Raw genomic sequence first — 21,439 nt, 5'->3', positions numbered from 1 at the left:
CGTGGTTCAATGGCTAATTTACCGTTGTCGAGCCACGCTTCAATATCGCGATCGCACAATCTCATCGCTGGTACTCCATGATTTAAGTGTAGCGAAAGGTCACCACTGTTGTGACAACCTTAGCGCGTCACGTCCATATCCGGACAGAGTGAATTAAAGATACTGGTTGATTTTTGCCTTGAGGATATCGATGGCGATGCGGTTTTTCCCGCCGCGCGGCACGATAATGTCAGCGTACTGCTTCGAAGGCTCAATAAATTGCAGGAACATCGGACGCACGGTTTTCTGGTACTGGCTCATGACCGAGTCCATCGAGCGACCGCGCTCGTTGACGTCACGCTTCATACGGCGCATCAGGCAGATATCCAGCGGCGTATCCACGAAAATCGAGAAGTTCATCTCCTGACGCAGGCGCGAATCCGTTAACAGCAGAATCCCTTCAAGGATAATGACTTTTTTAGGCTTGAGGTGAATGCAGTCGCTGGTGCGTGTATGTTCAACATAGCTGTAAACCGGCAACTCAATGTCCTGCCCTGCCTTTAAAGCACGCAGGTGCTGCAACAGCAGGTCGTGATCCATCGCGCTCGGATGGTCATAGTTGGTTTTCACCCTCTCTTCCATGGTGAGGTGGCTCTGATCTTTATAGTAGGCATCTTCGGGGATGACACCGATATGCTCGTCACCGACCTGGTCACGGATTTCACGATAGAGCGTGCTGGCAATAAGACTTTTTCCGGATGCGGATGCACCTGCAATGCCAACGATCACGCACTGATGAGACTTGTCAGTCATACTTTTTTAAGACCTGATAACTGGAGCCAATTGGAGCCGAAACGACAATGGGCCGATTGAGAGGGTTAGTTGGCGGCAATTATAGGTATTTCACCGGTTTGATGCCAGAGAAATGGACCCAAGGCTTTTCAGAATATCCCCTTTTGCAGCCAGACAGATAATCGATACACTGTTCATCTGCCTGTGCTCTGTCCAGCGCAGGTTGACCGAACGTAGCCACAAGGAAATGTATGAGCTGGAAAACCCTGACCTATTTTGGTGACAGCATGCTGTTGATCCCCACTGCGGTGATCATCGCGCTGATACTGCCATGGAAAAGCGACAACCGCCAAACCGTGTGGTATTGGCTGCTGGCCTTTGGTCTGGCGGGTTTGCTGGTCAGCATCTCAAAAATCCTGTTTCTCGGCTTTGGCATTGGTAGCGCCAGATTTAACTTCACCGGTTTCAGCGGACACAGTGCCATGTCAGCGACACTCTGGCCGGTGATGATGTGGCTGGTCTCCGGCCGCTTCCCTGCTTTTTGGCGTACCGTCACCATTGGTGTGGGATATCTAATCCCGATGATGGTGGGCTTCTCGCGCCTGGTCATCCATGCTCACTCCTTTAGCGAAGTGTTAACCGGCCTGATGCTGGGCTTCACCTTGAGCAGCGCCTTCCTGGTCACTCAACGCCGCACCGCGCTAAAAGGGTTTAGTCTGGCGCAAGTGTGTGTGGCGTTATTAGTGCCGGTGGTATTAATGGGCCATGGCCGCGTTGCCACCACGCAGCAATTTCTCGAACGTTTTTCCGCCAATCTCGCCGGTTTAGAAAAGCCCTTCACCCGCGCGGATCTTTACCGCCAGTAACCGGGTTCACAAGGGCCAGTCAATCGTTTGAATAGCGACTAAATTTGATTTCTGCGCAGACATCTTATGCAGATGTGCTAGCATGCAAAGCAGAGATTGAATGGCGCATTTTTCGTCGTATAACGGATGCGCGAAGCTGGATTCGTGCATGACCCTTGAGATATTGACCTCACAGGATAGACCGCAAAGAAATTGGCTCAACGCCTTATTGCTGGGTGCTTTAGCCTTTTTGCTGACGTTGTTTTGTCTGGAACTGATTGTCGTCAGTGGGCGTATTTCCCCGCTCTGGTATTCCACGGCTTTAATGACCGTGGTGGTGTTTCGTGCTCCCTCCAAACGTGTTCCCTTACTGCTGCTGAGCTGTGTCATTGGCACGTCATTAGCTAACTTGCTGGTGATTGGACCCGCGTTCAGCAACCTTAAATTTGCCATTTTAAACATGGTACAGGCTATTCTCGCCGGCCTGATGCTGCGCGCACTGCTTGACCGCAAAGCCCCGCTGCACTCCCTGCTGGACTGGGTGCGTTTTGCCTTGTGCGCGGGCTTGATCGCCCCGCTGATCGGGGGGGTGCTGGCGCTGTGGATGCTGCACGTGGGTCATAAAGCCTCTTTGCCGTTCTTTTCCACCTGGGTGATTTCAGAAATCATCGGCGTGCTGGCATTTGGCCCCGTACTGCTTCTGTGGCCCAATAAGCCGCTACGCCAACTGATTACCCCCGGCCGCCAGTTGGAAACCTTACTGACGCTGATCTTCACGCTTTTCGCCAGCTATCTTTCACTGCGTTTCCTGCCGTGGCCCTTTACCTTTATTGTCGTGATCCTGTTCTGGTGCGCAGTGCGATTGCCGAAATTCGAGGCATTCCTGCTGTTCTTCCTGAATGCCAGTTTTATCTCTATTCTGCTGGCTTTTGGCTGGGTGAACCTGGTACAAACGGGTTTATTGCTCGGCCAGGTCAGCACCTGGTTACCTTTCTTGCTGGTGCTGCTGCCCAGCCATGTCATGGCGCTGGTGATGGATGCCTTCCAGCGTGAAAAACACCATATCAGCGAAAGTGAAACCCGCTTCCGTAACGCCATGGAATATTCGGCGATTGGTATGGCGTTGGTGTCGCCCAGCGGCGGCTGGCAGCAGGTCAACCAATCATTGTGTCAAACACTGGGCTATCCCGCTGACGAGTTAAAGAAACTGACGTTCCAGCAAATCACCCATCCCGACGACCTTAATATCGACTTACAACAGTTAGAGCGGCTCGTGGCGGGAGAAATCCTGACCTACACCATGGAGAAGCGCTATTTCCGCCGAGATGGGGAGATTGTCTGGGCGCGGTTAACGGTTTCGATGGTCAGTGACGCCAATTCACAACCGCTCTATTTCATCGCCCAGATCATCGATATTTCGGAACTGAAACAGAGTGAGCAAGTTAATCGGCGCTTGATGGAACGCATCACGCTGGCCAACGAAGCGGGCGGAATTGGCGTGTGGGAATGGAATCTGCTGAATGGCGAAATGCTGTGGGACAAGCGCATGTATGAGTTGTTCGCGCTAGGCCCCCATCAGACCCCGACTTACGACCTTTGGTTGCATTTGTTGGAACCTGCCGAGCGTGAATCTGCTGCTCTGACTGTCCAGCAGGCGATTGAGCGCCGTACTGCGTTTCATCTGGAGTATCGCGTGAACCTGCCTACTGGTCCGCGTTATATCCGCACCGAGGCCAACCGTATTCTGAGCCAGGATGGGCAGATAGAGCGCATGCTTGGCATCTGTCAGGACATCACCTCGTTGCGCGCGTTGAATGAAGCGCTGTTCCAGGAAAAAGAGCGCATGGCGATCACCCTGGATTCGATTGGTGAAGCGGTAATCAGCACCGATGATGAAATGCGCGTAACCTTTATGAACCCGGTGGCCGAAACCCTGAGTGGCTGGACGCAGAGTAAAGCGGCGGGCATCCCGATTACCGATCTGTTGAATATCACGCGCGGGGTACAGGGACCGCGCGTGGAAAATCTGCTGCTTTGCACCCTGCCCGATGAAAAAACCTCGCCTGACCTGGAAGAGGAGTTGGTGCTGCATACGCCGGATGGCGCACAGGTAGAAATCCACTACAGCATCACCCCGCTGAAAACCCTGACCGGTGCGAGCATTGGCGCGGTGATGGTTATCCAGGATGTCAGTGAATCGCGCAGAATGATGAAGCGCCTGAGTTACAGCGCGTCACACGATATGCTCACCCGTCTGCCAAACCGCCACAGCTTCGAACAACAGCTCAAGCGGCTGGTGAATGATGCCGCAGCGAATAAAAACCAGCACGTGTTGGTGTTTATCGATCTGGATAAGTTTAAAGCTGTCAACGACAGCGCCGGGCACGCCGCGGGAGATGCCTTGCTGCGTGAACTGGCGGATCTGATGCAAAAGTATTTGCGCAGCAGCGATGTTCTGGCGCGTCTCGGTGGCGATGAGTTTGGTGTGTTACTGCCTAACAGCGATGTCGATCAGATGCGCGATGTGGTGCAACGCATTGTTTCTGCCGTCAATGACTTCACCTTTATCTGGCATGAACAGCCTTATCACGTGGGTGCCAGCGCCGGTGTGACGCAGATTGATCAGCACAACTGCATCAGTAATGTGGTGATGTCGCAGGCCGATGTCGCCTGCTATAGCGCAAAACACGCGGGACGTGGTCAATATCACGTTTACCAGGAAGTGCAGATGTAATCACCACCTGCTTATTGCCAGCCCGCGCTGGCTGCGCTAAAGTCGCCCCCTTTTTTTCTGGCATGGGGGATCATTATGTTTATCGGATTCGATTACGGCACGGCTAACTGTTCTATCGCAGTGAGCGATAACGGCACACCGCGCCTGCTGACACTGGAGAAGGGTCAGCGCCTGCTTCCCTCCATGATTTGTGCGCCCACGCGCGAAGCGATCAGCGAATGGCTGCATCGTCATCATCAGGTGCCGACACCGGACAGTGAAGGCACGGCGCTGTTGCAACGCGCGCTGCGTTTCAACCGTGAAGAAGATATCGAGGTCACGCCGGGTAGCGTGCAGTTCGGCATCACCGCACTGCAACAATATATGGTTGACCCTGAAGACGTGTGGTTTGTGAAATCACCAAAGTCCTTCCTTGGTGCCAACGGTCTCAAGCCGCAGCAAATTGCTTTCTTTGAGGATTTGGTGTGCGCCATGATGCTGCACATCCGCCAGCAGGGTGAAACCCAGCTTGACCGCCCGATTGAGCAGGCGGTGATTGGTCGCCCGATTAACTTCCAGGGCTTAGGTGGCGAAGACGCCAACCAGCAGGCACAGGGGATTTTGCTGCGTGCCGCGAAACGTGCGGGCTTCCGTGACGTTGAATTCCAGTTTGAACCGGTGGCTGCAGGGCTGGATTTTGAAGCCACGCTGGAGAAAGAGACACGCGTGCTGGTGGTCGACATCGGCGGCGGTACCACAGACTGCTCGATGCTGTTGATGGGACCAGAATGGCGCAATAAAACCGATCGTCGTGAGAGTTTATTAGGTCACAGCGGCTGCCGCGTAGGCGGAAACGATCTGGATATTATCCTGGCGTTCAAAACCCTGATGCCGCTGCTGGGTCTAGGCGGCAATACGCAAAAAGGCACCGCCCTGCCCGCGCTCCCCTGGTGGAATGCGGTGGCGATTAACGATGTTCCGGCGCAGAGCGATTTTTATTCAGCGGCAAGCGGCAAACTGTTGCGCGACCTGATTCGTGATGCCGAAGAAGCGGATAAAGTGGCACACCTGCTTAAGGTATGGCAGCAGAAGCTGAGCTATCGTTTAGTGCGTGCAGCGGAAGAGAGCAAAATCGCCCTGTCTGAACAGAATGAGACCGATGCGTCGCTGGCGTTTATTGCGCAATCTTTGCAGGCTGAAATCAGCGCCGCACAGTTGGAAGAAGCCATCAATCAGCCGCTGGAGCGGATTCTGGAGCAGGTTCATCTGGCTCTGGCGACATGCGAAACCAAACCTGAAGTGATTTATCTGACAGGCGGCAGCGCGCGTTCTCCGGTGCTGCGAGCGGCACTGCAACAGGCGCTTCCGGATACACCTATTGCCGGTGGCGATGATTTTGGATCGGTCACCGCCGGTCTGGCGCGTTGGGCCGAGGTGATGTTCGGTTAATAAATTCAGGTGCGCATCAATGCGCGCCCTACGAAAACCACGCAGAATCGTTGTAGGGTCGTCATTCATGGCGACCAGCCATAAAAAATGGCGGCCAAGTGGGCCGCCAATTTTGTTTGCATCCGCGAATCAGAAATTAATATTCGCTGCGATGCCGCCAACAAAGGCGTCTTTCACTTCACTGACGGCACCCGGTGCCACCACATACTGCAGGTTAGGACGCAGTTGCAGCCATTTGGTCAGCTGAGCGTTGTAGTAAATCTCGTAGTTGTACTCTGAGCCATCCTGGATCGGCAGATAGGTTGGGCTATTGAAGTCCGTTTCGCCGTTAGCGTTATTCTGTTCACGCAGCGAGCGGGTATAGGCGCTGTTGACGTGAATACGTGCGGCACCGACACCAATCTCATCCTGGGGACGTGCATCAAACGGCCCTTTCCAGGTAAAGCTGATGGACTGGTAGTTATCCGTTTTCGAAGTTTTGTGGTCATTCATGACGGCCTGCACGGTCACACCCAAGCCACGACTGGCATCGCCACCCTGCGCGGTCAACTGCTGTTGTAACAGCACATAACCGCCGTAGGCGTGATCCTGGCTCTGGTAAGCCCCGTTGCTCCAGCTGCCGTAGTTATCACTGTTCGCTGATGAGTAGTAATAACCAATACGGTAGTTACCCGGCAGTTTGTCCGCGCCGAACGTCGGTTTCCAGCCCAGTTCCACCGGCACCATGTTGCCTTCGGAATTGCTGGTGTCGAGGCGGAAACCATCGCCGCGATCATAGTTCGAACTGTTCTGGTTATAGAAGCCGACCTGGAAGAACACTTCAGGCGTGATGTTGATTTTTACGCGACCGCCCCACTGGGAAACCGGCCAGTTGAACCAACGGTCACCTCGCCAGTTACCGGCCTGGCCACTACCAAATGCCAGGTTCTGGAACTTACTGTCAAAGTTATCGAAGTCTTCACCGACGGTAACGCGACCGGCTTTCAGGTCGACCACATCGTTGAATAGACCTTTACGCAACCAGAATTGCGTCAGGCGCCAGGTTTGCCCACGTCCATACACTTCCTGCACGGATGAGAGCATGCCGGTACGACGGTCAGCCACCTGATCGGAGATGTTCTGGCCATTACGGTCGGTAATGGTCATCTGGAACTCAGCATCCTGCCAGTTCAGCAGTTTTTCCAGGTCAAAGTTTGCGCCAAACGCCCACTGGTCGCTGTAACGCATAGAGGTGTTGGTATCCGCGCCACCGCCAAGGTTAGAGGCGCTTTCCATGGTGTAGTTGACGTCGAATTTAATCCCGTCATTCTCCAGCTGCGTTCGGTAACCACCCCAGTCACCAAACATGTACGGTGAGTCAGCGCTGAATGCATCGGCGGCCATCGCAGATGCACTCAGCATCGCAAACATCAGGGTTCCCGCTGCCAGGCGGGGCATATGCTGCACTGCTTTTTTTCTGTTCATGATCATTATTCTTTTGTGAGTTACTGGAAAGGATCGAACAGAGGATAGTGCTGGGGATATGTCAATTTTTGCAAATATGTGCGCAGTGAAAGATCAGGTGATAGTTAATTAACGCAATTGTGACAATGGTCTATGAATGAATATCTTTTTACAAAAATGGCATTTTTTGCATGGCAAAAAAAGAAAGATAAGGTGGGGCACCGCAGCGCCCCAGGCTTCTCTAGGCTTTGCTGGCACTCGCCAGTTCTTCGATTTCTTGCTTACTCAGCTGTAGTTCGGTGGCTTTTACCAGTTCATCAATCTGTTGCAGCGACGTGGCGCTGACAATCGGCGCGGTGATGCTCGGACGCGCGATTTGCCATGCCAGTGCAACCTGAGTGGCCGAGGCGTCATGTGAAGCCGCTACATCTTCCAGCGCTTCAATAATGCGGGAGCCGCGCTCATTGAGATACTTCTCGACAATGCCCTGCCCGCGCTTACTCTTGCTGGCATCAGAGGGCTTTTTGTATTTACCGCTGAGGAAACCGCTGGCAAGCGAGTAATAGTTGATCACGCCCAAACCATTTTTCACCGCCACCTGCTCAAGACCGCTTTCGTACTCCTGACGGTCATAGAGGTTGTATTCTGGTTGCAAGGTTTCGTAGCGTGCCAGTCCCTCTTTCTTACTGATATCCAAGGCTTCCTGCAGACGTTTAGCGTTGTAATTTGAAGCACCAATCGCACGCACCTTGCCTTCCTTGATCAGCGAATCGAAGGCCTTTAAGGTCTCCACCAGCGGCGTATCCTGATCGTCGCGATGCGCCTGATAGAGATCAATGACATCGGTTTGCAGACGGCGCAGCGAATCTTCCACCGCCTGGCGAATGTATGCCGGTTTTAATCCGGTTTTCTCAGGGGACAATTCCATGCCGACTTTGGTGGCCAGCACGATGCTGTCGCGCTTGCCGCTTTTCTTCAGCCATTTACCAATAATGGTTTCGGATTCGCCACCTTCATTACCCGGTGCCCAGCGCGAATAGACATCTGCCGTGTCGATAAAGAACAACCCTTTCTCCACCAGCGCATCCAGCAGCGAAAACGAGGTCTTCTCGTCCACTGTCCAGCCAAAAACGTTGCCGCCAAAAGTGAGAAGCGGAACCTGAATACCACTATCGCCAAGCTGACGGGTTTTCTGTTGACTCATTTTGTTCTCCTTATTGAAACGAGACAGGACTGTCTTTGAGCTTAGCAAAGGAAATCGCTGCGCTTATGCGTTTTCCTGCCAAAATGTTTACGTAATATGAATACTTAGCGCGCGCAGGACGATATTCTTAATTCCTTCAATTTTTGCCCGGCACGGGCGACTACAATCATTTCGTTTGCGAAACGGTTATTTTGCTTTCGCATGTGGGGAAAACGAAACCGCTGGAGAGCAACTTAGCCATGAGCAGCCGATTAAAAAAAAGTCTGATAACCGTTGTCGTGATTGCCGCACTGGCCGGCGGATATTACTGGTGGCAGCATCCAGCAGAGCCGAGTAAGCAACCGCAGGCCGAGGGGCAACAGCATCATGGACGCGGCGCAGGCGGTGCGGGACGTCGCCCGTTAGCGCCGGTTCAGGCCTCTGCGGCAACCACTCAGAGCGTGCCCTACTATCTCAGCGGTCTCGGCACCGTTACCGCCGCGAATACCGTCACGGTGCGAAGCCGCGTTGACGGGCAATTGATGGCGCTGCACTTCCAGGAGGGGCAGCAGGTGGTGGCGGGCGCACTGCTGGCCGAGATCGATCCACGACCTTATCAGGTGGCCTTAATACAGGCGCAGGGCCAGTTAGCAAAAGACCAGGCAACACTCGCCAATGCGCGACGCGATCTCAGCCGCTATGAAAAACTGGCGAAAACCTCCTTAGTCTCGCAGCAGGAACTGGATACTCAGCGTTCGCTGGTGAGTGAAACCCTCGGCACCATTAAGGCCGATGAAGGCAACGTCGCCAGCGCCCAGCTCAATCTCACCTACAGCCGCATCACCGCACCAATTTCCGGTCGTGTCGGGCTGAAACAGGTCGACGTGGGCAACTACATCACCTCTGGCGATACCACCGGTTTGGTGGTGATCACTGAAACGCACCCGATCGACGTGGTCTTTAGCGTCGCCGAAAACAACATCAGCCAGATCCTGAAGGCGCAGAAAAGCGGCCAGCCGTTGATTGTCGAAGCCTGGGATCGCAGCAACAAAACCCTGCTCACCAGCGGCAGCCTGCTCAGTCTGGATAACCAGATTGACGCCACCACCGGCACCATCAAACTCAAAGCCCGCTTCACTAATGAAGATGACACGCTGTTCCCCAACCAGTTTGTCAATGCGCGGCTGAAAGTCGATACGTTGCAGGATGCGGTGGTGATCCCCACTGCAGCATTGCAGATGAGCAATGACGGGCACTTTGTCTGGGTAGTGAACAGCGAAAACAAAGTGAGTAAAAAACGCGTCACCGCCGGATTACAAGACAGCCAGAAAGTGGTGATCAGTGCCGGGTTGGAAGCGGGTGACCGCGTGGTGACGGATGGCCTCGACCGCCTGACGGAAGGGGCAACGGTTGAAGTGGTATCGCCACAAAGTACCGCCACGCACAGCACCCGCGCGGCCCAGCCTGCCCGTGGAGAGCGTCAGTAATGCAGGTGATGCCTCCAGACAGTAGCGGCGGACCCTCACGCCAGTTTATTCTGCGCCCGGTGGCGACCACGCTATTGATGATCGCCATTCTGTTGGCGGGCGTGCTCGGCTACCGTTTTCTGCCAGTATCGGCGCTGCCCGAAGTGGATTACCCCACGATTCAGGTGGTGACGCTCTATCCGGGTGCCAGCCCGGATGTGGTGACCTCCTCGATCACCGCCCCGCTGGAGCGCCAGTTTGGTCAGATGTCGGGGCTGAAACAGATGGCGTCACAAAGCTCCGGTGGCGCTTCCGTGGTGACCCTGCAGTTCCAGCTGACGCTCTCACTGGATGTCGCCGAGCAAGAGGTGCAGGCGGCGATCAACTCTGCTACCAACCTGTTGCCGAGCGATCTGCCAAACCCACCGGTCTACAGCAAAGTTAACCCCGCCGATCCGCCGATCATGACGCTGGCAGTCACCACCACCAGCATGCCGTTGACGCAAGTGCAGGACATGGTGGAAACCCGCGTGGCACAGAAGATTTCCCAGGTTTCCGGTGTCGGGCTGGTGACGTTATCGGGTGGGCAACGCCCAGCGGTACGGGTCAAAATGAACACTCAGGCGCTGGCCGCACTCGGCTTAACCAGTGAAACGGTGCGCACCGCGATTACCAATGCCAACGTCAATTCCGCCAAAGGCAGTCTTGATGGCCCAACACGCTCAATTACGCTGGCCGCCAATGACCAGATGACCTCGGCAGAGGATTACCGCAAGCTGATCATCAGCTATAACAATGGCGCGCCGGTGCGACTGGGTGATGTCGCCACCATCGAACAGGGTGCGGAAAACAGTTGGTTGGGTGCTTGGGCCAACCGCCAGCCTGCCATTGTGCTCAATGTGCAGCGCCAGCCGGGTGCCAATATCATCGCCACCGCCGACAGTATTCGTGCGCTGCTGCCTTCGCTCACCGCAACGCTACCGAAATCGGTGGATGTGAAACTGCTTACCGACCGCACCACCAACATCCGTGCCTCGGTGGCGGATACCCAGCACGAATTGATGCTGGCGATTGGCCTGGTGGTAATGATCATCTACCTGTTCCTGCGTAACGTCCCCGCCACCATTATTCCGGCGGTGGCAGTGCCGCTGTCGCTGGTGGGCACCTTTGCCGCCATGTATTTCCTTGGGTTCTCAATCAACAACCTGACGTTAATGGCCTTGACCATTGCCACGGGCTTTGTGGTGGATGACGCCATCGTGGTGATCGAGAACATCTCGCGGTATATCGAAAAAGGCGAGAAGCCGATGACGGCAGCCCTCAAAGGCGCAGGCGAGATCGGTTTTACCATCATCTCTCTGACCTTCTCGTTAATCGCGGTGCTGATCCCGCTGCTGTTTATGGGCGATGTGATTGGCCGCCTGTTCCGCGAATTTGCCGTGACGCTGGCGGTGGCGATTCTGATCTCGGCGGTGGTGTCACTGACGCTGACACCGATGATGTGCGCGCGTATGTTGAGTGCCGAATCGCTGCGCAAGCAGAACCGCTTCTCGCGCGCCAGTGAAGCGATGTTTGACCGGGTGATTGCCGGTTATGGTCGCTGGCTGACGCGTGTGTTGCAGCATCCGTGGCTGACCTTATCCGTCGCCTTTGGTACGCTGCTGCTCACGGTGCTGCTGTGGATCGTTATCCCAAAAGGCTTCTTCCCGCAGCAGGACAACGGCATTATTCAGGGCACCTTACAGGCACCCCAATCGGTGTCGTACACCAGCATGGCGCAGCGCACCCGTGATGTGGCCTCGGTCATCATGAAAGATCCAGCGGTGCAGAGCCTGACGTCGTTTGTCGGTGTCGATGGCACCAACGCTGCTCTGAACAGCGCACGCTTGCAGATCAATCTTAAACCGCTGAGTGAGCGTGACGATCGTATTCCTGCGGTGCAAAAACGGCTGCAACAGGAGATCGATAAAGTGCCCGGCGTCTCGCTGTGGTTGCAGCCGGTGCAGGATTTAACCATTGAAACCCAGGCCAGCCGCACGCCCTATCAGTTCACGCTACAATCCGGCTCGCTGGAATCGCTGAGCACCTGGGTGCCGAAACTGCTGGCGCAATTAAATACCTTGCCAGAACTGCGCGATGTCAGCAGTGACTGGCAGGATCAAGGGCTCGAAGCCTTTATCCGCGTGGATCGCGACAGCGCCAGCCGCCTCGGCATTACCATGGCGGATGTGGATAACGCACTGTATAACGCCTTTGGGCAACGCTTGATCTCCACCATTTACACTCAGGCCAACCAGTATCGCGTGGTGTTGGAGCAGAACAGTGAGGCAACGCCGGGTCTGGCCAGTCTCGACGGCATTCGCCTCGCCAGCAGCGCAGGCGGCAGCGTGCCGCTCAGCGCCATTGCGCAGGTTGAGGAGCGTCATGCGGCGTTAAGTATCAATCATCTCGATCAGTTCCCCTCCGCCACTTTCTCGTTTGACGTGGCCGAGGGCTATTCGCTGGGTGAAGCGGTGAAAGCCATCAGCGCAGCGGAAGATGAGGTGGGCATGCCCGCCGAGATGATGACGCAGTTCCAGGGCAGCACGCTGGCCTTTGAAGCCGCGCTTACCAGCACGGTGTGGCTGATTATCGCCGCTGTAGTGGCGATGTATATCGTGCTCGGCGTGCTGTACGAAAGCTTTATTCATCCGATCACTATTCTCTCCACGCTGCCCACCGCGGGCGTTGGCGCGCTGCTGGCGCTGATGTTGAGCGGCAACGAGTTGGATATCATCGCCATCATCGGCATTATTTTGCTGATTGGTATCGTGAAGAAAAACGCCATCATGATGATCGACTTTGCGCTGGCCGCAGAGCGAGAACAAGGCATGGCACCGCGTGAGGCGATTTATCAGGCGTGTTTATTGCGCTTCCGCCCGATTCTGATGACTACCCTGGCCGCGCTGCTCGGCGCTCTGCCGCTGATGTTGAGCACCGGCGTTGGCGCGGAGTTACGGCGTCCGCTGGGGATTGCCATGGTCGGTGGGCTGGTACTGAGCCAGGTACTGACGCTGTTTACCACGCCGGTTATCTATCTGCTGTTTGATCGTCTGGCTCACGCCACGCGTCGTCGCTTTAAGCGCTCGGAGGCGCAGCCGTGAAGTTCTTCGCGCTGTTTATCCATCGCCCGGTCGCTACCACGCTACTGACGCTGGCGATAGCGCTGGCCGGGATTCTTGGCTTCCGCTTGCTGCCGGTGGCACCGCTGCCACAACTCGATTTCCCGGTAATCGTTATCACCGCCTCACTGCCCGGTGCGTCACCGGAGACCATGGCTGCTTCGGTGGCCACGCCGCTGGAACGTTCGCTTGGCCGCATCGCCGGCGTCAGTGAGATGACCTCCACCAGCTCACTCGGCAGCACGCGAGTGATTTTGGTGTTCGACTTCGATCGTGACATCAACGGCGCCGCGCGTGACGTACAAGCCGCGATTAACGCCGCGCAAAGCCTGCTGCCCACCGGCATGCCGAGCCGCCCAACCTATCGCAAAGCGAACCCGTCCGATGCGCCGATCATGATCCTGACGCTGACCTCGGATATTTATAATCCCGGTCAGCTGTATGATTATGCCTCAACACAGCTGGCGCAGAAGCTGTCGCAGATTCAGGGCGTAGGGGATGTTACCGTCGGCGGCAGTTCGCTGCCTGCGGTGCGTGTCGATCTCAATCCTCAGGCATTGTTCAACCAGGGCGTCTCTCTGGATGCGGTGCGTACCGCCATCAGCAACGCCAACCAGCGCCGTCCTCAGGGCGCGATTGATGATGTGCAACAGCGCTGGCAAGTGCGCACTAACGATGAACTGCAAACTGCCAGCGAATACCTACCGTTAGTGGTGCATTACAACAACGGTGCCGCTGTCAGACTCAGCGATGTGGCTAATGTGCAGGATTCGGTACAGGACGTACGCAATGCCGGGATGACTAACGGCAAGCCCGCCATCCTGTTGATTGTGCGTAAGTCGCCGGATGCTAACATCATCGAAACCGTGGATCGTATCCGCAGTGAGATGCCGATGCTGCATGAGGTGATCCCGGCCGCCATCGATCTGCAAATTGCCCAGGACCGCTCTCCCACCATTCGTGCCTCGTTGCAGGAGGTGGAACAGTCATTAATCATCGCGGTGGCGCTGGTGATTCTGGTGGTATTTGTGTTTCTGCGTGACTGGCGCGCCACGCTGATTCCGGCTGCGGCGGTGCCGGTTTCACTGATCGGCACCTTCGCCGCCATGTATTTGTGCGGCTTTAGCCTGAATAATTTGTCACTGATGGCGTTGACCATTGCCACGGGCTTCGTGGTCGATGATGCGATTGTGGTGCTGGAGAACATTGCGCGCCACGTTGAGGCCGGGATGAAGCCGCTGCAAGCCGCGCTCACCGGCGTGCGCGAAGTGGGCTTCACCGTCTTGTCGATGAGCCTGTCGTTGATTGCCGTGTTCCTGCCGCTGCTGATGATTGGCGGCATTATTGGCCGCTTCTTCTCTGAATTTGCCATCACGCTATCGGTAGCGATCCTGATATCGCTGTTTATCTCCATTACCCTGACGCCAATGATGTGCGCCTACCTGCTCAAACCCCAGGCAAAACGCAGCCAGCCGCGCACGCGTGGGTTTGCGAAGGTGATGTTAAGAGTGCAAAACGGCTACGCGCGCTCACTGGGATGGGTGCTGAATCACGCCATCTGGGTGCTGATGCTGCTGCTGGCCACGGTGGGGCTGACAGTATGGCTGTTTATCTCGATCCCGAAAACCTTTATGCCCGAACAGGATACCGGTCGTCTTAACGGCTTTATCTCGGCGGATCAGAGTATTTCGTTTCAGGCGATGCGCGGCAAATTGCAGGATTTCATGAACATCATCAAGGCCGATCCGGCGGTGGATAACGTCACTGGCTTTACCGGCGGTTCACGCACTAACAGCGGCTCGATGTTCGTCTCCCTGAAGCCGCTGTCAGAACGCAGCGAAAGCGCGCAGGAAGTGATTGCCCGCCTGCGCACCAAGTTGGCAAAAGAACCCGGTGCCAACCTGTATCTCAACGCGGTGCAGGATATCCGCATCGGTGGCCGTGAATCCAACGCCAGCTATCAGTACAGCCTGCTGTCGGATAATCTCGCTGATCTGCGGGAATGGGAGCCGAAAATCCGTCAGGCGTTTGCCGCATTGCCTGAGCTGGCAGACGTTAACTCGGATCAACAGGATAACGGCAGCGAAATGGACCTGACCTATGACCGCGAAAGCATGGCGCGCTTAGGCATTGATGTGTCAGCCGCCAACGCGCTGCTCAACAATGCTTTTGGGCAACGTCAGATTTCCACCATCTATCAGCCACTTAACCAGTACAAGGTGGTGATGGAAGTCGATCCGCGCTATACCCAGGATATCAGTGCTCTGGATCAGATGTTCGTGATTAACAGTGATGGCAAGGCGATCCCGCTGAGCTGGTTTGCCAAATGGCAGCCAGCCAACGCACCGCTGTCCGTCAATCATCAGGGCTTGTCCGCCGCGTCCACCATCTCATTCAACCTGCCGGAAGGGGTATCGTTATCTCAGGCGTCTGACGCCATTGATCGTACCGTCACCGCACTCGGCGTGCCTTCCAGCGTGCGCGGCAGCTTTGCCGGTACAGCGCAGGTGTTCCAGCAGTCCCAATCGAACCAGCTTTACCTGATGCTGGCGGCGATTGCAGCGGTGTATATCGTGCTGGGGATTCTCTATGAGAGTTACGTGCATCCGCTGACGATCCTCTCGACCTTGCCCTCGGCGGGCGTTGGGGCGCTGCTGGCGCTGGAGCTGTTTAACACGCCTTTTAGCCTGATTGCGTTAATCGGCATTTTGCTGCTGATCGGTATCGTCAAAAAGAACGCCATTATGATGGTGGATTTCGCGCTAGAGGCGCAGCGCAATGGCAATCTATCCGCGCGTGACGCGATTTTCCAGGCCTGTCAGCTGCGTTTCCGCCCGATTCTGATGACCACGCTGGCCGCGCTGTTTGGCGCATTGCCACTGGTGCTGACCAGCGGTGATGGCGCAGAGCTGCGCCAACCGCTGGGTATTACCATCGCCGGCGGGCTGGTGATGAGTCAGTTGCTGACGCTGTACACCACGCCGGTGGTGTATCTGATGATGGACAAGCTGAGCCGGCGTAGAAGTAAACGTGTGTTAATCGCTGAGTAATGACCCGTAGCGGCGCAATTTATTGCGCATGTATCAGCCGCACCGCCGCTACAGATAAGCGTGATAAATTACGCCGCTACGATGGATGCGATTGATGAAATTGGTTTAACACAGGAATGGCTATGAACTCGCAAAACGCCACCGTACGCTGGCAACTGTGGATCGTCGCTTTCGGCTTCTTTATGCAGTCGCTGGACACCACCATCGTGAACACCGCGATACCGTCCATGGCGCGCGACCTGAATGTCAGCCCACTGAATATGCATTCGGTGATTGTCTCCTATGTGCTGACGGTGGCCGTGACGCTGCCGATCAGCGGCTGGCTGGCTGACCGCTTTGGTGTGCGTAACATCTTCTTCTGCGCCATCGTGCTGTTCAGTATCGGTTCGGTGCTGTGTGCGTTTTCAACCTCGCTCGACCAGCTGGTGATGGCGCGCGTAGTGCAAGGCATCGGCGGTGCAATGATGGTGCCGGTTGGGCGCTTAACGGTGATGAAAATCGTGCCGCGCGAGCAGTACATGTCGGCCATGACCTTTGTCACTACACCCGGCCAGGTCGGTCCCCTGCTCGGCCCGGCACTGGGCGGGATTCTGGTGCAGTACGCCAGCTGGCACTGGATCTTCCTGATTAATATTCCGGTCGGGATTATTGGTGCTATCGCTACCCTGACGCTGATGCCGAACTACACCATGCAGACCAAACGCTTCGATTTCCTGGGGTTTGTGCTGCTGGCGGTGGGCATGGCGACACTGACCCTGGCGCTGGACGGGCAGCGTAGCACCGGTGGCTCACCGCTGTTGCTTGGCGCACTGATTCTGGTTGGCGTGTTTTCCCTGCTGTTCTATCTGATGCATGGCCGCAACAACGACAACGCGCTGTTTAGCCTCAAGTTGTTTGACAACCGCATCTACTCTATTGGTCTGCTTGGCAGTTTTACCGGGCGTATCGGTAGCGGCATGCTGCCATTTATGACGCCGATCTTCCTGCAAGTGGGCCTCGGCTACAGCCCGTTCCACGCCGGTTTAATGATGATCCCGATGGTGCTCGGCAACATGGGTACCAAACGCGTAGTGGTGCGCATCGTTAATCTGTTTGGCTATCGCAATGCGTTGGTCGGCGCGACCGTTGCACTGGCTTTAGTGGTATTGCTGTTCCCTGTGGTGGCGTTACTGGGCTGGACATGGGCGCTGCCCGTGGTCCTGCTGCTGCAAGGCATGGTGAACGCCATCCGCTTCTCATCTATGAACACATTGACGCTTAAAGAGCTCCCGGATGATTTAGCGTCAAGCGGCAACAGCCTGTTGTCGATGATCATGCAGTTATCAATGAGTATTGGCGTCACCGTTGCCGGCTTGCTGCTTGGTGCCTTTGGGCACGGCGCGGTGACCGACAGCGCAGCCGCCCATCAAACCTTTATTTACACCTATCTGAGTATGGCCCTGGTGATTATATTGCCCGCCCTGGTGTTCTGGCGCGTACCGAAAGATGTCAGTAAAAACGTCGATCTCAGAGGCAGGAGAAAAGCATGAAGCAGCCAGTCAAACTGGGCATTGGCGCCAAGCTGTTTATGGCGATTTTTTCCACCTGCATGCTGGTGATCATCACCATGCACTGGGGCGTACGCCTCAGCTTTGAGCATGGTTTTGTCGATTACATTAAGAAGGGCAACGAGCAGCGCCTGACGCTGCTGAGTGATGCGCTGGCCGATCAGTATGAGCAGCATGGCGACTGGGATTTTCTACGCAACAATGACCGGTTAATTTTCACCATTTTACGCTCGCTGGAACAAAACCCAGGCAGCAGTAACCAGCTGCCGCCGCACGGTTGGCGTACCCAGTTCTGGATCATCGATCAGCAATACAAAGTGCTGTCTGGCCCACGTTCACCGGTTCCGCCGGAGGGCACGCGGCGCAATATCACCACCAGCACCGGTAAAGTGGTGGGTTGGGTGATCGCCTCCCCCGCCGAGCGCCTGACGCGCAGCACCGATATCAACTTTGATCAGCAGCAGCGGCAAACCAGCTGGATGATCGTCGCGCTTACCACGCTGCTGGCAGCACTGGTCACCTGGCTGCTGGCGCGCGGTTTACTGGCACCGGTGAAACGCCTGGTGGACGGCACCCACGAACTGGCTGCCGGGAAATTTACTGCGCGAGTGGAAGTCGGCAGTAGCGATGAGATAGGACAACTGGCGCGTGACTTCAACCAACTGGCGAGTTCGCTGGAGAAGAATGAGAGCAATCGTCGTGCCTTCATGGCGGATATCTCTCACGAATTACGCACGCCGCTCGCCATTATGCGGGGTGAACTGGAAGCGATGCAGGATGGCGTACGTAAAATGACGCCGGAAGCCATTACCTCGCTGCAAAGTGAAGTGGTGGTCTTGACGAAACTGGTGGACGATTTGCATCAGCTTGCCCTCTCCGATGCCGGTGCCCTCGCCTACCGCAAGCAGCCAGTGGATGTAGTGAATTTGCTGGAAGTGGTGGCTGGCAGCTTTAGCGAGCGCTATCGCAGCCGTGAGTTAGCTCTCAATCTGGCGCTGCCTACTAAGGCAGAGAGCTTTGGCGATCCCGATCGCCTGATGCAACTGTTCACCAATCTGCTGGAAAACAGCCTGCGCTACACCGATGCCGGTGGCGAAACACGTATCAGTCTGCAGCAGCAGGATAATTACTGGCAATTACGCGTTGCCGACAGCGCCCCCGGCGTGGATGCTGAACATCAGGCACAACTTTTTGAACGTTTTTTCCGTGCTGAAAACTCGCGCAATCGCGCCAGCGGCGGCTCCGGATTGGGATTAGCTATCTGTAAAAACATTGTTGAAGCACATGGCGGCAGCATTTCTGCGGATCACTCTGATTTAGGTGGACTGCAAATCACGCTAAACTTGCCGTATGTTCCTCACCAGAAATAGCTTATGAGCCCGGATAATAACGATCCCCTGATCCTTGTTGTTGAAGATGAACCCAAACTGGCGCAGCTGATGATTGATTATCTGCAGGCGTCTAACTATCGCACGCACCACATTGCCGATGGCAACGAGGCGCTTAACTATGTCCAGCAATCCCCACCCGATTTGATGCTGCTGGATCTGATGCTGCCGGGTCGTGATGGCTTAACCCTGTGCCGCGAGATACGTCGCTTCTCCGAATTGCCGATCATCATGGTCACCGCGCGTATTGAAGAGATTGATCGTCTGCTCGGGTTGGAGATTGGCGCGGATGACTATATCTGTAAGCCTTTCAGCCCGCGTGAGGTGGTGGCACGGGTGAAAACCATTTTGCGCCGCGTGAAGCGTTCACCAGAGGAAGCGCAGTTAGCCTCGCATCTGCAGATCGATGAAGGCCGCTTTCAGGCCAGCTGGCGCGAGCAGCAGTTGGAGCTGACGCCTGCTGAGTTCCGCCTGTTAAAGACGCTGGCACTGGAACCGGGCAAAGTGTTTTCACGCGAACAGCTGTTGAACCATCTCTATGATGATTACCGCGTGGTTACCGACCGCACCATTGATAGCCACATCAAAAATCTGCGGCGCAAGCTGGAGAGCCTGGATGCAGACCAACCGTTTATTCGCGCGGTGTACGGCATGGGATATCGTTGGGAAGCGGATGTTTGCCGCCTGCTGTAGCCCTTTTCACTGATCCAGATCAATTTACTCAGGGTGCGGGCCCGCCTACAATTCCCCACCTTTTGCAGGGCCGCTTAGCGCGGCCTCTGCACCTGCCATCCGTGATGGTATGCTGACCTGACATCAGTGAGAAATCCCCCATGTTTAAACCTGAACTTCTGTCTCCAGCGGGTTCGCTGAAGAATATGCGCTATGCCTTTGCCTATGGCGCTGATGCGGTGTATGCCGGGCAACCCCGCTACAGCCTGCGCGTACGCAATAACGAATTTACCCACGAGGTGCTGGCAAAAGGCATCGAAGAAGCCCACCAGCTCGGTAAAAAATTCTATGTGGTCGTCAACATCGCGCCGCACAACGCCAAGTTGAAAACCTTTATTCGCGATCTGACGCCGGTGGTGGCCATGCAGCCCGATGCATTGATTATGTCCGATCCCGGTCTGATCATGCTGGTGCGCGAAGCCTTCCCCGAGATGCCGATTCATCTTTCAGTACAGGCCAATGCCGTTAACTGGGCGACCGTGAAGTTTTGGCAACAAATGGGGCTGACGCGGGTGATTTTGTCGCGCGAACTGTCGCTGGATGAGATCGCGGAAATCCGCCAGCAGGTACCCGAAATGGAGATCGAGATCTTCGTCCACGGCGCGCTGTGTATGGCCTACTCAGGGCGCTGCCTGCTCTCTGGCTATCTGAATAAACGCGATCCCAATCAGGGCACCTGCACCAACGCCTGCCGCTGGGAATACAAAGTGGAAGAAGGCAAGCAGGATGAGATCGGCAATATCGTCGGTTTCCATCAACCGGTTGCCGTTCAGGAACCGACGCTCGGGATCGGCACGACAACAGACCGCGTATTCCTGCTGGAAGAGAAAATGAAGCCCGGCGAGGTGATGAGTGCCTTTGAAGATGAGCACGGCACCTACATCATGAACTCTAAAGATCTGCGCGCGGTGGCGCACGTTGAGCGCCTGACGCAGATGGGCGTGCATTCGCTGAAAATTGAAGGGCGCACCAAATCGTTTTACTACTGCGCGCGCACTGCGCAAGTCTATCGCCGCGCCATTGATGATGCGGCGGCGGGGAAACCTTTTGATCCCGCGCTGCTGGAGACTTTAGAAGGGTTGGCGCATCGCGGCTATACCGAAGGTTTTTTACGCCGCCATACTCATGACAGTTATCAAAACTATGAGCAAGGGTTCTCAGTATCAGAACGCCAGCAGTTTGTCGGAGAGTTTACCGGCGAGCGTCGCGGTGACTGGGCGCAAATTGCCGTTAAGAACAAGTTCTTGCTGGGGGATTCGGTTGAGATAATGACACCCGAAGGCAACCTGAACTGTACGCTGGAAACCATGCAGAATGATAAAGGTGCAGCGGTGGACGTGGCGCCAGGGGATGGTCATCGGGTGTGGATCCCGGTCCCCGAAACGGTGGATCTGTCGTTTGCCCTGCTGCTGCGTAACTTCACCGATGGCAACAGCACTTACGATCCGCACGGAAAAAAGCGCACATAATGAAAAGAATGCAGCGAAGTTAGAACAGGATCACAGACCGCCGCTGCGCCTCGCTTTAGAATCCCGCCTGCTGCTAACGAGTAACAATAAACAGCAGGTAGTACCAGGAACCACCTCATTCACCCGCCCGGCTCCCCCGTGCGGGTTTTCTTTTTTCGTCGCCCGCCGATAAAGTTCCCCGCCCAGCTATGCTATAACCACTGCATCGTTTTTCGCCTCAAG

13 protein-coding genes are annotated in these 21,439 nt (G+C 55.6%); 10 read left to right on the top strand and 3 right to left on the bottom strand.

Annotated elements, in window-relative coordinates; genetic code table 11:
• Window positions 1–153 precede the first annotated feature (153 nt).
• Entirely contained in the window at window positions 154–792 is a 639-nt protein-coding gene (gene udk, locus PSSD_RS02610; RefSeq protein ID WP_039333852.1) for a uridine kinase, read from the bottom strand.
• 230 nt (window positions 793–1,022) lie between these two features.
• Here udk and PSSD_RS02605 point away from each other — a divergent pair, with 230 nt between their 5' ends.
• The 3 genes from PSSD_RS02605 (at window position 1,023) to yegD (ending at window position 5,778) form a co-directional block, all read left to right on the top strand.
• Window positions 1,023–1,637: a phosphatase PAP2 family protein gene (locus PSSD_RS02605; protein WP_039333851.1), complete on the top strand. Its 615-nt coding sequence runs from the start codon at window positions 1,023–1,025 to the stop codon at window positions 1,635–1,637.
• A 148-nt stretch (window positions 1,638–1,785) separates the two neighbouring features.
• Window positions 1,786–4,350, top strand: a complete 2,565-nt coding sequence (locus PSSD_RS02600) for a diguanylate cyclase (protein ID WP_072214939.1) — start codon at window positions 1,786–1,788, stop codon at window positions 4,348–4,350.
• Between the two features lie 75 nt (window positions 4,351–4,425).
• Complete coding sequence (gene yegD / locus PSSD_RS02595) at window positions 4,426–5,778, top strand: molecular chaperone (protein ID WP_039333849.1); 1,353 nt, start codon at window positions 4,426–4,428, stop codon at window positions 5,776–5,778.
• 129 nt (window positions 5,779–5,907) lie between these two features.
• On the opposite strand, the gene PSSD_RS02590 is transcribed toward yegD, so the two are convergent.
• Together PSSD_RS02590 and PSSD_RS02585 are read right to left on the bottom strand one after the other, a co-directional pair.
• Complete coding sequence (locus PSSD_RS02590; RefSeq protein ID WP_039333847.1) at window positions 5,908–7,248, bottom strand: carbohydrate porin; 1,341 nt, start codon at window positions 7,246–7,248, stop codon at window positions 5,908–5,910.
• Window positions 7,249–7,462: 214 nt separating this feature from the next.
• A complete protein-coding gene (locus PSSD_RS02585; protein WP_058969265.1) occupies window positions 7,463–8,425 on the bottom strand; it encodes an aldo/keto reductase in 963 nt (320 codons plus the stop codon).
• Window positions 8,426–8,664: 239 nt separating this feature from the next.
• On the opposite strand from PSSD_RS02585, the gene PSSD_RS02580 reads away from it, so the two are divergent.
• The 7 genes from PSSD_RS02580 (at window position 8,665) to trhP (ending at window position 21,217) form a co-directional block, all read left to right on the top strand.
• Entirely contained in the window at window positions 8,665–9,891 is a 1,227-nt protein-coding gene (locus tag PSSD_RS02580) for an MdtA/MuxA family multidrug efflux RND transporter periplasmic adaptor subunit (RefSeq protein WP_039333843.1), read from the top strand.
• Complete coding sequence (locus tag PSSD_RS02575) at window positions 9,891–13,013, top strand: MdtB/MuxB family multidrug efflux RND transporter permease subunit (RefSeq protein ID WP_058969263.1); 3,123 nt, start codon at window positions 9,891–9,893, stop codon at window positions 13,011–13,013. The genes PSSD_RS02580 and PSSD_RS02575 overlap by 1 nt, the downstream gene beginning before the upstream one ends.
• Window positions 13,010–16,081: a multidrug efflux RND transporter permease subunit MdtC gene (gene mdtC / locus PSSD_RS02570; RefSeq protein WP_058969261.1), complete on the top strand. Its 3,072-nt coding sequence runs from the start codon at window positions 13,010–13,012 to the stop codon at window positions 16,079–16,081. The genes PSSD_RS02575 and mdtC overlap by 4 nt, the downstream gene beginning before the upstream one ends.
• A 122-nt stretch (window positions 16,082–16,203) precedes the next feature.
• Entirely contained in the window at window positions 16,204–17,610 is a 1,407-nt protein-coding gene (locus tag PSSD_RS02565) for an MFS transporter (protein WP_058969259.1), read from the top strand.
• Entirely contained in the window at window positions 17,607–18,998 is a 1,392-nt protein-coding gene (gene baeS, locus PSSD_RS02560; RefSeq protein WP_058969257.1) for an envelope stress sensor histidine kinase BaeS, read from the top strand. The genes PSSD_RS02565 and baeS overlap by 4 nt, the downstream gene beginning before the upstream one ends.
• A 3-nt stretch (window positions 18,999–19,001) precedes the next feature.
• Window positions 19,002–19,709 (top strand): envelope stress response regulator BaeR, encoded by a 708-nt coding sequence (gene baeR, locus PSSD_RS02555; RefSeq protein WP_039333833.1) that lies wholly within the window; start codon window positions 19,002–19,004, stop codon window positions 19,707–19,709.
• 140 nt (window positions 19,710–19,849) lie between these two features.
• Complete coding sequence (gene trhP, locus PSSD_RS02550; RefSeq protein WP_058969256.1) at window positions 19,850–21,217, top strand: prephenate-dependent tRNA uridine(34) hydroxylase TrhP; 1,368 nt, start codon at window positions 19,850–19,852, stop codon at window positions 21,215–21,217.
• The last annotated feature ends 222 nt before the right edge of the window (window positions 21,218–21,439 follow it).

Source organism: Type-D symbiont of Plautia stali (assembly GCF_001485335.1).
GTDB classification, from domain to species: domain Bacteria; phylum Pseudomonadota; class Gammaproteobacteria; order Enterobacterales; family Enterobacteriaceae; genus Pantoea; species Pantoea vagans_C.
The sequence above is the reverse complement of the archived record's forward strand: the minus strand, read 5'-3'. Positions and strand labels throughout refer to the sequence as shown.